This window comes from Deinococcus metalli (genome assembly GCF_014201805.1).
Taxonomy (GTDB): domain Bacteria; phylum Deinococcota; class Deinococci; order Deinococcales; family Deinococcaceae; genus Deinococcus; species Deinococcus metalli.
Map to the genome: position 1 here is coordinate 333,042 of NZ_JACHFK010000002.1, position 13,534 is coordinate 346,575.

The following is a 13,534-nucleotide window of genomic DNA, read 5'->3' on the forward strand; positions in this document are numbered from 1 at the left end:
CGTGTCAGTCCCAGAAACCCACGTGCACGGCGGCGGCCTCGTCCTCCAGCGCGGGGCCGAGCACCTCGACGGCCCGCTGCCCGCGGGCGAACACCTCGCGGCAGGGGAGGGCCAGGGTGGGGTTCTCGGGGTGGCTGCCGGTCAGGGTCAGCAATCGGGCCTCCGACAGGGCGTACACCACCCGGCCCACGCCGCACCAGTACGCGGCCCCGGCGCACATCGCGCAGGGTTCGGCGCTGGAGTACAGCGTGCAGCGGCGCAGCTGCGCCGGGTCCAGCCGCCGGGCGGCCTGCGCCACCGCGACAAGTTCGGCGTGCCGAGTCGGATCGCCCTCCGGCGGGCGCGAGCCGTTCACGGCCTCGGCCACCACCTCGCCCCGGTCGTCCACGACCAGCGCCGCGAAGGGATGGTGGCCCTGCGCGCGGGCCTGCCCGCTCAGGGCGATGACCTGCCGCAGGAAGTGCAGGTCGGTCTCGGTGGGCGTGCTGGTCACCTGCCCAGCTTACCCGGCCGTGCGCTGCAGACGACAAGCAGCGCTCCATGGCAATGACCGTCCGCGTGGAGCGCTCGCAGGTCCTGGTCTACTTCTTGGGTTCGTCCGCGACCTGGCCGACCACGCCGGGCACCACCCACGACAGCGTGTTCAGGTCGGCCACGCTGACGGTCTTGCCGGCGGGCACGCGCAACACGCCGTTGCGGTCCTTGATCGGCCCGGTGAAGGGATCGAAGGTGGGCGTGGGCTTGCTCATGTCGGCCAGCACCTGCGTCACGCGGTCGTACACGCTCATCTTCTTGCCGTTCACGGTCATGGTCGCGGCCTTGAGCTGCGCCGTCCACTTGGGGTTCACGACCATGCCGTAGTCCGCGCCGACCTCGACTGCGCCCTTGTTCAGCAGCCACCAGTAGTCCACGTTCTGGAGGTTTTTGGTGGTGTACGTGCCGCTGTGCACCTTGGTCAGGAAGTCGATGTAGATCTTGTCCCAGTGCACCAGCTGCCCCGAGACCGTGTAGTCCGGCGCGTACTTGATCATGGAGTTGTAGTGGCTGAAGCCCGGCAGCTTCTTGCTGGCGATGGTCTGGAGGCCGGTGGCGCTGTCCTCGCTGCTGGTCAGGACGTCTGCGCCGCCCGAGATCAGGGCCTCGGCGGCCTCGCGGGCCTTGGTCGGATCGAACCACGAGTTGATCCACGTGACGTTCACGTTCGCCTTCGGGTTCGCGGCGCGCACGCCCAGCGCGAAGCCGTCGAGGTGGCGTTTGAGTTCCGGAATGGGGAAGGTGCCCAGGAAGCCCACCTTGCCGGTCTTGGTCAGCGCCCCGGCGATCAGGCCGTTCACGTAGAACACCTGATAGAAGTCCGCCATGTACGTCGCCATGTTCGGCGCGCGCTTGTATCCGGCGTTGTGCGCGAAGATCACGTTCGGGTACTTCTTCGCGGCGGCCAGCGTGTCGTCCATATAGCCGTAACTCGTCGTGAAGATCACCTGGCACCCCCGCGCCACGAGTTTGTCCAGCACCGGCATCGCCTGGCCCTCGGGGACGCTCTCGACGGTGCTGCTGTCCAGCCACGGCAGGGCCTTCTGCGTGATCAGGCGGCCCTGCTCGTGCGCGTATGTCCACCCGCCGTCCCCGACCGGGCCGGTGTACACGAAGCAGGCCTTGAGTTTCCCGCCCGCCTGGGCCTGGGCGGTGGGGGCGAGGGTCATGGTGGTGCTCAGCAGGGTCAGGGTGGCGAGCAGGGGTCGTTTCATGGCAGTCCTCCGCGTGGTGATGGGAGCGTTGCGGTGATTCGTGAACTATGTCCAAAATTCTAATAACGAATTGCGGAATGTATAGCCGGAGTTCCCTGCAAACGGCATGAAATGTGCATCCCTTTGCACAATTGGTGGACACTCTGCTGGCCACGCCGCCCCTGCCGAGCCGTTCACGCCGGCGTGCGACACTGGGGCACGACTTCTGGAGGGACGCCATGACCCAGCCCGACCTGCCCGCCGACGGCGTGTATTTCCGCGCCTGCAATCTCTGCGAGGCCATCTGCGGCCTGCGCCTCACGGTCGAGGGTGGCCGCGTGACCGACGTGCGCGGCGACCCCGACGACCCCCTCAGCCGCGGCCACATCTGCCCCAAGGGCACGGCGCTGCCGGACCTGCACGCCGACCCCGACCGCCTGAAACGCCCGCTGCGCCGCGTGGGCGACGCCTGGGAGGAACTGGAGTGGGACGCCGCGCTGGACTTCGTGGCCGCGCGCCTGAGCGCCGTCCGGGACGCGCATGGCCCGGACGCCGTGGCGAGCTTCCAGGGCAACCCCAGTGTGCACAACAGTGGCACGCTGCTGTCGGCCAGCGCGTTCCTGAAGGCTATCGGCAGCCGCAACCGCTTCACCGCGACCAGCACCGATCAGTTGCCGCACCACTTCGCGGGCGCGGAGATGTTCGGCCACCCGCTGCTGCTGCCCATCCCGGACATCGACCGCACGGACTTCTTCCTGATGCTGGGGGCGAATCCGGCCGCGAGCAACGGCAGCATCCTGACCGCGCCGGGCATGCGCGGGCGCCTGAAGGCCATCCGCGAGCGCGGCGGGCGCGTGGTGCTCTTCGACCCGCGCCGCACCGAGAGCGCCGCCCTTGCCACCGAGTACCACCCCATCCGGCCCGGCACCGACGCGCTGCTGCTGCTGGGGCTGCTGAACGTGATCTTCGTGGAGTTCCTGGAACGCCTGGGGCACCTGGAGACCTTCACGGACGGCTTGGAGGCGCTGCGGCAGGCGGCGGCCCCCTACACGCCGGTAGCAGTCGCGCCCGCCACGGGCGTGCCGGCGGACGTGATCCGCGGCCTGGCGCGCGACTTCGCGCGGGCGGAGCGGGCGGTCGCCTACGGCCGTATCGGGCTGAGCGTGCAGAGCTTCGGGGGCTTGTCGCAGTGGCTGGTGAACGCGCTCAATATCGTCACCGGACACCTCGACACGCCGGGCAGCGCGATGTTCCCCCGCCCCGCCTTCGACCTGCTGCTGCGCGCCAGGGCCGGCGAGGTGCACCACGGGCGCTACACGTCGCGGGTGCGGGGCCTGCCGGAATTCGACCATGAACTCCCGAACGTCACGATGGCCGAGGAGATGCTCACGCCGGGCGACGGGCAGGTGCGCGCACTGGTCACCATCGCCGGCAATCCGGTGCTGTCCACGCCGGACGGCGCGCGCCTCGACCGGGCGCTGGCGGGCCTGGACTTCATGGTCAGCATCGACCCCTACCTGAACGAGACAACCCGCCACGCGCACGTGATCCTGCCGCCCGCCACCGGTCTGGAGGTCGGGCACTACGACGTGATCTTCCACCACTTCGCGGTGCGCAACACCGCCCGCTATTCCGATCCGGTGTTTCCCATCGGGCCGGACCAGCGCTATGACCACCAGATCTTCGCGGGCCTCACGGAGCGCCTCACCGGCAAGGCGGGCACGTCGCCCGAGGCCCGCCTGAATCTGGGCCTGAAGCACGGCCCGTACGCCACCAGCGTCGAGGACCTGCGCGCCCACCCGCACGGCATCGACTACGGCCCGCTGACGCCGTGCCTGCCGGAGCGCCTGCTGACCGCAGGCGGCCGCGTGCACCTCGCGCCCGCCGCGATGCTGGCCGACCTGCCGCGCCTGCACGCCACGCTGCGCGCCCCAGTGCCGCCCCTGGTGCTGATCGGCCGCCGCGATCTGCGCAGCAACAACTCCTGGATGCACAACACGCCCCGCCTGATGCGCGGCCCCGCGCGCTGCACCGTGCAGCTCCACCCGCACGACGCCCGCGGCCTTCAGGACGGCCAGGACGTGACCGTGCAGTCGCGCGTGGGCGCCGTGACCGTGCCGCTGGAGATCACGGAGGACGTGATGCCGGGCGTCGCGTGCCTGCCGCACGGCTTCGGCCACGGGCGGGTCGGCGTACGCCTCGCGGTCGCGCAGGCCCACGCGGGGGCCAGCGTGAACGACCTGACCGACCCGGAGCGCGTGGACGCCCTGACCGGAAACGCCGCCCTGAACGGCGTGCCGGTCACGGTGCGCGCCGCCGTGACCGAGGCGATGTCCGCCGACTGACCGCTGCGTTCAGTGGCTCGCGGCCTGCTCCAGCGCGAGGCGGATGAACGCCCGCGTGAGGTCGAGGTCGCCCGGCACGGCCGGGGTGCCCACGCGCCCGAACTGACCGGGGTGCTGCGCCCACGCGCGTTCCAGCAGCGCGGCCCAGCCGGGCCAGCGGGCCTGCGCCCACGTCACGGCGGCGCGCTTGGAGTGCACCTCGCCCGTCTCCAGGGTGTGCAGCATCCGCGCCACGCTCAGCGCGACGTACGGCTGGCGCCAGCCGTCGTCCAGCGCACTGGGATTGGACAGCAACTCGGTGCACCACGCCCGCAGCGTCGCGTCCACCTCGGCACGCAGGGCGTCCGGCGTGACCGGATCGATCAGGTCGCGGGGTCCCGGCCCGGCCAGGGCGAGGCCGTGCTCGCGGGCGATCCAGCGCACCACCAGGGTGTTGTCGTGCGCGGAGTGCTCCAGCACCACGCTGCCGTTGTCGAAGTACGGCACCGGAGTGCCCGCCGCGTCGGGGCTCTGCAGCACGTCCAGCGGCATGTACGAGCCCTCCAGATGCCGCGCCCACGGCGTGCTGAGGTCATGCAGGTGCCGGTGCAGGGCCTGGACCGCCCGCTCGCGCGCCGGCGTCAGGGGCGAGCGCACCACCACCATGAAATCCACGTCGCTGCCGTCGTCCGCGTCGCCCAGCGCGAAGGACCCGTGCAGGAAGGCCGCCACGAACTCCGGACCCAGGATCAGCCGCGCGCCGCGGGCCAGCTGCTCGAGCAGGGCATCCAGGTCCGCGATGCCCGTGGGAATCGAGTCGGTCATGCGCCGGGCTGCGCCAGGACCCACGCGATGGCGCGGTCCGTCAGGCGGTCCAGCGCCTCCACGCTCTGTACGAGGTGCTCTTCCAGCGTGTCCTCGATCCTGTTGTGGCTGATGCCGCGCAGCGACTGCACAAACAGCATCACGGTCGGCACGCCAGAGCGGGCGACCTCGGCCGCGTCGTGCAGCGGTCCGCTCGGCAGGCGGTGGGCCGTGCCCGAGACCTCGCGCACGCTCGCCTCGGCCGCGTCGATCAGCTCCGGGTGGAAGGGGATCGGCTCGATGTACCACAGGTCACCGAAACTCGCGGTGCAGCCGCCCTCTTCGGCGAAGCGCCGGGCTGCGTCCTGCGCGTCCTGCCACATCGCGGCCAGCTTCCCGGCGTCGAGGTGGCGCTGGTCCAGCGTGAGTTCGCAGGTCTCGACCACGCTGGTCACGATGCCCGGCAGGGTCGTGCAGCGGCCGATGGTGCACACGCCCCCGTGGCGCTCCGCGATGGTGTAGATCTCCTGCGCGAGCTGCCCCGCCGCACGGAACGCGTCCCGCCTCAAGTTCATGGGCGTGGAGCCCGAGTGCGCCGCCTGGCCGTGGAACGTGACGGTGTGCCGCTCGACCCCCACCGTGCCCAGCACCGCGCCCAGCGGCAGGCCCAGCCCTTCCAGCACCGGCCCCTGTTCGATGTGCAGTTCCAGGTACGCGGCGGCGCCCTCCAGCTCCTTCCTCGCCTGCGGGGCGTCCGCCAGCGTCACGCCCACCCGCGCCAGCGCGTCCTCCAGGCCCACGCCGTCCTTGTCGCGCAGCTTGCGCATCTCGGCGATGTCGATGTTGCCGCCTGCCGCGCTCGATCCGTACAGCGACCGCCCGAAGCGCGCGCCCTCCTCGTCGGCCCAGTCCACCAGCTTCAGCGTCACGGGGGGTCGCCCGCCGTACTGCTCGCTTATGCGCCGCAGCACCTCCACGCCCGCCAGGACATTCAGGCAGCCGTCCAGCCACCCGCCGTTGGGCACGCTGTCCAGGTGCCCGCCGATGACCAGCACGCGCTCGGAGTCGCCGGGCATGGTCGCCCACCAGTTCCCGGCGGCGTCCTGGCGCTGCTCCACCGGCAGCGCGTCCAGGCGCTCTTTCAGGAACGCGCGCGCGGCCAGCCACGTGTCGGTGAAGGCCACCCGCTGCGCCCCCTGCTCGTCACCGGTCAGCTCGCGCAGGGCCTTGAGGTCGTCGATGGTCCGCTGGGGATGCAGGGGCATGATCCACCTTAACGGACGGGCTCCGGCCGTGGAAAGAGCCGGCCTGGGCACGCCGCGTCGCGTCCCCGGCCGGGCTCCGATGCGGGCGGACGCCCGGGTCGCCAAGACGCCCGCGTCACATCCCGAACAGTTCCTTCAGGCCCGTGTGGAGCGTCGCCGGAGCGCGTCCCAGGAGCTGGGCGAGGTCCGGGCTGACCTCGTCCTCCTGGCCGTTGGCGATGTCGGTCATGAATCCCACGGTCCGCCGGGCGACCACCTCCGGGACCCCCCGCTCGACCATCTGTGCCGCGAAGGCGCCAGCTTCGGTGGGGCGGTAGGTCACCTGGCGCCCCGACAGCCGGGTCAGTTCGGCCGCCACGTCATCAAAGGAAGCCGCCACGCCGCCGGTGAGGTGGTACAGCTCCCGCGGCCACACGTCGGCCGCCAGGGCGTTCGCCATCGCCTCGCCCATTTCCCGGCGCAGGGCGAACGCGACGCGGCCCTCACCGGCGGGCAGCGCGATGGTGCCGGTCTCGAACACCCGCTCGCCCACGAAGCGCGGAAGGGTGTCCATGTACAGGACGTTGCGGAAGATGGTGAACGGCAGGCCGCTGGCCCGGACGAGTTCCTCGGTCCGGAAGTGCCCGTCCATGAGGACGTTCGCCATGGTGGAGGGATCTTTCAGCGTCCGGCCGGTGTAGGCGACGCCCTGCACGCCAGCTGCTCTGGCGGCGTCCACCACCTGCTGGTGCTGCTGGACACGCCGCTCCTCGTCGGTCCCGGCGATCAGCAGCACGCGCTCGACGCCGTGCATGGCCCTCTCAAGCGACGAGCGGTCGTCATACTCCCCGATCCGGACGTCCACGCCCCGGTCCCGCAGGTCCGCGGCCCGGCCCTCATCCCGCGCCAGGGCGGCCACCCCGCCGGCCGGGCCGATCTTCAGGAGCTGGTCGATGACGCTGCGGCCCAGGTGGCCGGTGGCTCCGGTGACGAGAATCATGGTGGTCTCCTTGTCGAGCGAAGAGGGGCGGGGAAGGGTGGGGCCAGATCAAACGTTGCCCTGGAGCTGCCAGCGGTAACGGTATTCTGATTCCAGTGATATGTCAAGGTGATAGCGATAGGGTGTTATCATCGATATATGATGTCGTCCCCGGTGCCCTCGCCACAGGAGCGCATCCTGCACGCTGCCCTGACGCTGCTGGAGACCGGCGGGATCGACGCGGTCTCCACCCGTGCGGTCAGCGTGGCGGCCAACGTCCAGCCCCCCACCATCTACCGCCATTACGGCGACATGCGCGGCCTGCTGGACGCCGTCGCCAGCGCCGGCTTCCACACGTACCTGCGGGCCAACGCGTCCCGTGCCCGGCGCGCCGATCCGGTGCAGGAACTCCGCGAGGGCTGGCACCTGCACGTGGACTTCGGCCTCAAGCACCCGCACCTGTATGCCTTGATGTACGCCGCGCCAGAATCCGGCACCCTGTCCCCCGCCGCCCGCGAGGGCTTCGCGGCGCTCCACGCCCTGATAGAACGCATCGCCGCGACCGGACGGCTCACCACGGGCGTCGAACGCGCGGCCGCCATGGTTCACCGCGCCGGCCTGGGCTACACGCTGGGACAGCTCAGTGACCCCATCCCCGACCCCAGCGTGTCGGACGCCATGCTGGACGCCGTCCTGAGCGTCATTCTCACGCCCGAACCCGCCGACGCCACGCCCCCCGGGCCGAGTGCCGCCGCCCACGCCGTCGCGCTGGCCGCCGTGCTCAAGGCCGAGCCGAGCCCCTTCAGCGAGGCCGAGCGGTATCTGCTGACGGAGTGGCTGCGCCGGCTGATGTGAGGTCCGTGGAGCGACCCGCGTTCTGCGCTGAGCGGCACGAGAGCGGCGGATACGGCACGGTGTGCGGTATCCGCCGTCTTCCGTCCCCCGAGCCTCCTGTGGTCGGCCCGGAGCTGGTCCTGACTTACTTCGCCTTCTTGCCCGTCGCCATTTCCCACACGCTGTAGTTCACGGCCCCGGCGCTGGGCATGCTCTTGAGGATGCCCAGGTCCATCAGCAGCTTCACGTTGGCCTGGTACGTGGCGGGATCGAGGTACCCGGCCATGCCCTTCAGGGTCGGGCCGGCCTTGTACAGCTTGGCGATCTCGGCCATCTGCCACGTCTGGTGCCCGGCGGCGCTGGCGCGCGTGCCCGAGCCCTTGCAGGTGTTGCCGCAGTTGACCAGCACGATCTGCACGGCTTCCTTCTGGTTGGCGACCGCGTAGTTCCAGCCCTTCAGGGTGGCGCGCACGAGCTTCGCGGCGATTTCCTGGCCGCTCATGCCGCTGCCCTTGAAGTTCTTGGTGTCGAGCACCTTCTGCGTGGTGAACATCAGGTCCTCGAGCAGGTTCACGCCGTTGTCGGCGGCGCTCATGATGTTCAGCTTGTCCAGCGGGTAACCCAGGCCCACGATCTGGTCGACCTCGTTGTAGGTCATGGCCGAGACCGCATCGACCTTGTCCGGGAACACCAGGCTGGGGTCGAAGGGATACGTCACGGCCTGCACGCTGGGGTTCGCCACACTGCTGTCCAGGCTGCTGGTCATGTTGTTCTTCTTGAGCAGCGCCACGGCCGGGTACTCGTTGCCGCTGGGCCACACGCCGATCTTCTTGCCCATCAGGTCGGCCGGTTTCATGATGTCCTTGGTCTTCAGGCTGACCAGCGTGTACCCGCTTTTCTGGAACAGCTGCGCGATGTGCACGACCGGCAGGCCCTGCTGGCGCGCGGTGAGCAGGTCCGTGATCCACGTGGTGCCGAAGTCGGCGGTGCCGGTGGCGACCGTCTGGATGGGCGACTGGTCCCCGATGGGCAGCAGCGTCACGTCTAGGCCCTCGGCCTTGTAATAGCCCTTGGCCTGCGCGACGAAAAAGCCCGCGAACTGCGCCTGCGGGAACCACTTGAGCTGGAGCTTGACGGGCACGTTGGCGGCGTGGGCGGAACCGAGGGTGGCGGCGGCGAGGGCGAACAGCAGGGCTTTCTTCATCGGGAACCTCCGGAACGTGGGGAGCGGGTTAACGGTTCAGACGGCGGCTGGCGTGCCAGCCCGTGAAGCGGTGTTCGAGCCACTGGATGACCGCGTAGAACGCGATGCCCAGCACGGAGGCGACCACGATGGCTGCCCACACGATATCGAGGTTGAACCGCCCGGCCTCGATCTGGATGCGGAAGCCCAGGCCGCGCCCGGTTGTGCCGAAAAACTCCCCGACGATGGCGCCGATCATGGCGAGGGTCGAGGCGACCTTGAGCGCGTTGAACAGGAAGGGCAGGGCGCTCGGCACCCGCACCAGCGCGAACGCCTGTGCGGGCGGGGCGGCGTAGGTCCGCATCAGGTCGAGCAGCAGGGGATTGGCGCTCTGGAGGCCGCGCACCACGTTCACCACGACGGGGAAGAACACGGTGATCGCCACGATGATCGCTTTGCTGGTCCACTCCAGCCCGAAGGCCTTCACGACCACCGGCGCGAGCGCCACGATGGGAATGCTGGAGAACAGGCCCGCGTACGGCAGCGCTCCGCGCTCCAGGAACGGAAAGCGCACGGCCGCCAGCGCGACGAGGATGCCCAGCGCGGCGCCCGCTGCGTAGCCGGTCAGGGTCTCCTGCACGAAGGTCACGCGGGCGTCTTGCAGCAGCACCGCGCGGGCCGACCACAGCGCCTGCACCACCCGCGTGGGCGTGGGAATCAGGCCCGGCGGCACCCCGAAGGCCCGCAGCAGCGCCTCCACGCCGATCAGGACCAGCAGCGCGGCGATCAGCGCCGGGAGGAGCCCCGACAGGCGCGCGGCGACCGCGCCCAGCCCCGCGACGCCGCCCAGCGCGCCCAGCACCGTCAGGGCGATGCTCAGCGCCTTGCGGCCCGGCGGCACGCTGTCCAGCGGGTAGGGCCACACCACCCACACCGCCGCGAGCAGCAGCAGCGCGCCCAGCGCCAGCAGCGCCCAGCCGAGTGCGGTGCGGCTGCCCCCGCGCGTCAGCGTCACCGCGACTGTCCCGCTCGCCACGGCGTCACCAGCCTCTCGACCACGCCCAGCAGACCCACCAGGGCGATGCCCAGCGCCGCGCCGTACAGCATGATCACCCACAGCGCCAGCGTGTCCGATGCGCGCGAGTTCTCCGCCAGCATCTTGCCCAGTCCCGCAAAGGAGATGGTGCTGATCTCCGCCACGATGGAACCGATCAGCGCGGCCGTCGCGGCGACCTTCAGCGACGTGAACAGGAAGGGCAGGCTGGCCGGCAGCCGCAGCTTCCAGAACACCTGGGAGCCGGACGCGCGGTACGTGCGCATCAGGTCTTCCTGCATGGGGTCAGGGCTGCGCAGGCCCGCCGACACGCCCACCGCCACCGGGAAGAACGCGATGTACGCCGCGATCAGCGCCTTGGGCAGCCAGCCCTGCACGCCGTACTGCCCGAGCACCACCGCCAGCATGGGCGCGAGCGCCACCACCGGCACTGTCTGCGACGCGATCAGCCACGGCAGCGTCACGCGCTCGAAGGCGCGGCTGGCGACCAGCCCCACGGCCAGGATCACGCCCAGCACCGTGGCGATCCCCAGGCCGACCAGCGTCTCACCGGCGGTGACCAGGGTGTTGTACGGCACGCTGGTCGGGGACATCGGCGGCGTGCTCATGGTGCGGAAGCTCGCGCCGAGCTGCGCGGGGGCCGGCAGCACCGGGTTGCGGAGCTGTGTGGCGCACGCGATGGCCGTCTTGCACTCCAGTTCCGCGCCGCTGTCGAGCGTCCGCTGCGCCTGGCCCACGTTCGCCCACAGCATCAGCGGCCAGTACAGGGCCAGCACGACCACGGCCACGACCAGCATCGGCCCCAGGGTTCCGATGCTGCCCGGCCGGCGGAGGGTCGTCATCGGCTACTCCTCGACATCGAAGCCGTGTCCCTTGCGCAGCAGTTCGCGCACGCGCGTGGCCAGTTCAAAAAAGCGCGGCGACTCGCGCGTCTCCTGCGTGCGGGGGTGTGGCAGGTCGATGTCCACCACGCCCTCGATCTTGCCGGGTCTCGCGGTCATCACGACCACGCGGGTGCTCAGGAACACCGCCTCGGTGATGCCGTGGGTCACGAACACCACCGTCTTGCGCGTGTCCTGCCACAGCCGCAGCAGCTCGCCGTTCAGCTTCTCGCGGGTAATCTCGTCCAGCGCGCCGAAGGGTTCGTCCATCAGCAGCAGCGGCGGATCGAAGGCCAGCGCCCGCGCGATGGACACGCGCTGCTGCATGCCGCCCGACAGCTGCCACGGGTAGCGGCCCTCGAAACCGGTCAGACCCACCAGCTCCAGCATCTCGCGCGCCCGCGTCTCGCGGGTGGCCTTCGGGCGGTTCATGACGTCCAGCGGCAGCATCACGTTCTGGAGGACCGTGCGCCATTCCATCAGCGCCGGAGCCTGGAACACGTAGCCGTACTCGCGCGCCTGCCGCGCCTGCGCCGGCGTCTTGCCGCCGATCCGCAGCTCGCCGCTGGTGGGCGTGATCAGGTCGGCCATCAGCCGCAGCAGCGTGGTCTTGCCGCAGCCCGACGGCCCGATCAGCGAGATGAACTCGCCGGGCCGGATAGCAAGCGTGGCGTCCTGCAACGCGATGGTGTCGCTGCCCGCGCCCCGGAACACCATGTTCAGGTTCCGCAGGTGAACGGCCGCCGCGTCCGTGCCGACGGTGTATGGGGTGGCCGGTGCGCTCAAGCGGTGCTCCCGTGCGGGTGGCGGCGCAGCAGGTGCCCGCGCGACGGATCGCCCACGAACTCGCCGTCCCGCGCCGCGACCTGACCGCGCACCGTGACCACGCTGGGCCGCCCGTCGATGTCCATACCCTCGAAGCCGCTGTAGTCGTTGTTCACGTGGCAGGTCTCGGCGCTGATCTTGCCACGGTACGCCGGGTCGTAGATCACCAGATCGGCGTCCGAGCCCACCGCGATCTCGCCCTTCTTCGGGTACAGGCCGAAGATCTTCGCCGTGCGCGTGCTCGCCGCGTCCACGAAGCGGTGGACGTCCAGATTGCCCCGGCTGACGCCGTAGGTGTACAGCAGGTTCACGCGGTCCTCGATGGCGGGAATACCGTTGGGGATCTTTGTGAAGTCGCCGTCCCCCATGTGCTTCTGCGCTACGTCGAAGGGGCAGTGGTCGGTCGCCACCGTGTCGATCTCGCCCCGCTCCAGCGCCGTCCACAGCGCCTTCTGGTTCGATTTGTCGCGCAGCGGGGGGCTCATCACGTGCTTGGCGCCCTCCACGCCGGGCCGCTCGGCGTAGGTCTTGTCCAGCAGGAAGTGCGGAATCACCGACTCGATGTGGAGGTTCACGCCGCGCGCCTTGGCGTCCAGCGCGGCCTTCAGCGCACGGGCGTTCGACAGGTGCACCACGTAGCCCTCCGCGCCCGTCATCTCCAGGAAGGTGGCGAAATGCGCGGTGCCGTCGGCCTCCACCTGCTCCGGGCGGCTGGGTTCGTGCCACTCCGGCCCGGTCTTGCCCTCGGCAAGGAGCTTGGCCTGGAGCTGCGACACGAGTTCCGCGTTCTCGCAGTGGGCCGTGACGACCACGCCGAGTTCCTTCGCCAGCGTCAGCGTGCGGAACAGCGCCGCGTCCTCGATCCCGAAGGCGCCCTTGTACGCCAGGAACACCTTGAACGACGTCATGCCGCCCGCGACCAGCTCGCGCAGGTAGCCCTCGGTCGCGTCATTCCACGCGGTCACGCCGATGTGGAAGGTGTAGTCGCACGCGCTGTGGCCCTCGGCCATGCCGGACCACAGGTGCCACGCGTCCATCAGGTCCTCGCTGCCACCCGGCGCGAGCATCTCGATGTACGTGGTCGTCCCGCCGATCACGGCCGCCTGGCTGGCAGTGGTGTGCGTGTCCTTGGCAAACGTCCCCATGAACGGCAGATGGACGTGCACGTGCGGATCGATGAATCCGGGGAAGACCAGCTTGCCGCTCGCGTCGATCACCTCGGCGCCGTCCGGCGCGCTCAGGTGCTCCCCGATCTGCGCGATGGTCTCGCCCTCGACCAGGATGTCCGCCGTGTACCGCCGGTCCGCGGTGACGATCTCGCCGTTCTTGATGAGCAGGGTCATGTCAGCTCCAGAGAGGGGGCCAGAGAGAGGGACGGGGGCCGCTCAGCCGGCCGTGGTCACTTGCACTGCAACTGCACGGCGCGGCCGTTCGGGGTGTTGTCGTAGGCGATGGCGCAGGCCATCTGCGCGTTGCGGCACGATTCGATGGCGATGTTGGTGCTCGTGACGGTGGTCACGCACGCGAACTTGCTGGGCGGGAACTTGTTCGTCGCGGCGGTGCCCTGTGCGCGGGCGACGGTCGGGCCGACCACGCTGCCCGCCACGAAGGTGCCGATCAGGGCGAGAACCACCAGTGAGTTGCGCTTGTTGTTCATGTCTGCTCCCCGGTGGACGTCC

13 protein-coding genes are annotated in these 13,534 nt (G+C 70.2%); 2 read left to right on the forward strand and 11 right to left on the reverse strand.

Annotated features, from left to right (window positions below; all coding sequences use genetic code 11):
* Window positions 1-4 precede the first annotated feature (4 nt).
* Both HNQ07_RS06640 and HNQ07_RS06645 read right to left on the reverse strand, forming a co-directional pair.
* Entirely contained in the window at window positions 5-493 is a 489-nt protein-coding gene (locus HNQ07_RS06640; RefSeq protein WP_184110143.1) for a nucleoside deaminase, read from the reverse strand.
* Window positions 494-581: 88 nt separating this feature from the next.
* On the reverse strand, window positions 582-1,748 hold the full coding sequence (locus tag HNQ07_RS06645) for a BMP family ABC transporter substrate-binding protein (protein WP_184110144.1): 1,167 nt from the start codon (window positions 1,746-1,748) through the stop codon (window positions 582-584).
* A 218-nt stretch (window positions 1,749-1,966) separates the two neighbouring features.
* Between HNQ07_RS06645 and HNQ07_RS06650 the strand changes: the two genes are divergently transcribed.
* Window positions 1,967-4,072 (forward strand): molybdopterin-dependent oxidoreductase, encoded by a 2,106-nt coding sequence (locus HNQ07_RS06650; RefSeq protein ID WP_184110145.1) that lies wholly within the window; start codon window positions 1,967-1,969, stop codon window positions 4,070-4,072.
* Between the two features lie 9 nt (window positions 4,073-4,081).
* Here HNQ07_RS06650 and HNQ07_RS06655 read toward each other — a convergent pair whose 3' ends face one another.
* The 3 genes from HNQ07_RS06655 to HNQ07_RS06665 form a co-directional block, all read right to left on the reverse strand.
* The gene (locus HNQ07_RS06655; RefSeq protein WP_184110146.1) at window positions 4,082-4,876 is read right to left on the reverse strand and encodes an aminoglycoside adenylyltransferase domain-containing protein; all 795 of its coding nucleotides are present in this window, start codon (window positions 4,874-4,876) and stop codon (window positions 4,082-4,084) included.
* Window positions 4,873-6,120: a Zn-dependent hydrolase gene (locus HNQ07_RS06660; protein ID WP_184110147.1), complete on the reverse strand. Its 1,248-nt coding sequence runs from the start codon at window positions 6,118-6,120 to the stop codon at window positions 4,873-4,875. The genes HNQ07_RS06655 and HNQ07_RS06660 overlap by 4 nt, the downstream gene beginning before the upstream one ends.
* 115 nt (window positions 6,121-6,235) lie before the next feature.
* The gene (locus tag HNQ07_RS06665; protein ID WP_184110148.1) at window positions 6,236-7,099 is read right to left on the reverse strand and encodes an SDR family oxidoreductase; all 864 of its coding nucleotides are present in this window, start codon (window positions 7,097-7,099) and stop codon (window positions 6,236-6,238) included.
* A 138-nt stretch (window positions 7,100-7,237) separates the two neighbouring features.
* On the opposite strand from HNQ07_RS06665, the gene HNQ07_RS06670 reads away from it, so the two are divergent.
* Window positions 7,238-7,933, forward strand: a complete 696-nt coding sequence (locus HNQ07_RS06670; protein WP_184110149.1) for a TetR/AcrR family transcriptional regulator — start codon at window positions 7,238-7,240, stop codon at window positions 7,931-7,933.
* A gap of 124 nt (window positions 7,934-8,057) precedes the next feature.
* Here HNQ07_RS06670 and HNQ07_RS06675 read toward each other — a convergent pair whose 3' ends face one another.
* Genes HNQ07_RS06675 through HNQ07_RS06700 form a run of 6 tightly spaced genes read right to left on the reverse strand, consistent with a single transcriptional unit; the run spans window position 8,058 to window position 13,512 of the window.
* Window positions 8,058-9,116 carry an ABC transporter substrate-binding protein gene (locus HNQ07_RS06675; RefSeq protein ID WP_184110150.1) on the reverse strand — a complete coding sequence of 353 codons (1,059 nt, stop codon included), beginning with the start codon at window positions 9,114-9,116 and terminating at the stop codon, window positions 8,058-8,060.
* A 28-nt stretch (window positions 9,117-9,144) separates the two neighbouring features.
* Window positions 9,145-10,131 (reverse strand): ABC transporter permease, encoded by a 987-nt coding sequence (locus HNQ07_RS06680; protein WP_184110151.1) that lies wholly within the window; start codon window positions 10,129-10,131, stop codon window positions 9,145-9,147.
* A complete protein-coding gene (locus HNQ07_RS06685; protein ID WP_229831838.1) occupies window positions 10,107-10,991 on the reverse strand; it encodes an ABC transporter permease in 885 nt (294 codons plus the stop codon). The genes HNQ07_RS06680 and HNQ07_RS06685 overlap by 25 nt, the downstream gene beginning before the upstream one ends.
* 3 nt (window positions 10,992-10,994) lie before the next feature.
* Window positions 10,995-11,816 carry an ABC transporter ATP-binding protein gene (locus HNQ07_RS06690; RefSeq protein WP_229831837.1) on the reverse strand — a complete coding sequence of 274 codons (822 nt, stop codon included), beginning with the start codon at window positions 11,814-11,816 and terminating at the stop codon, window positions 10,995-10,997.
* Entirely contained in the window at window positions 11,813-13,198 is a 1,386-nt protein-coding gene (gene hydA / locus HNQ07_RS06695; RefSeq protein ID WP_184110152.1) for a dihydropyrimidinase, read from the reverse strand. The genes HNQ07_RS06690 and hydA overlap by 4 nt, the downstream gene beginning before the upstream one ends.
* A gap of 56 nt (window positions 13,199-13,254) precedes the next feature.
* Complete coding sequence (locus tag HNQ07_RS06700; protein WP_184110153.1) at window positions 13,255-13,512, reverse strand: hypothetical protein; 258 nt, start codon at window positions 13,510-13,512, stop codon at window positions 13,255-13,257.
* Between the last annotated feature and the right edge of the window lie 22 nt (window positions 13,513-13,534).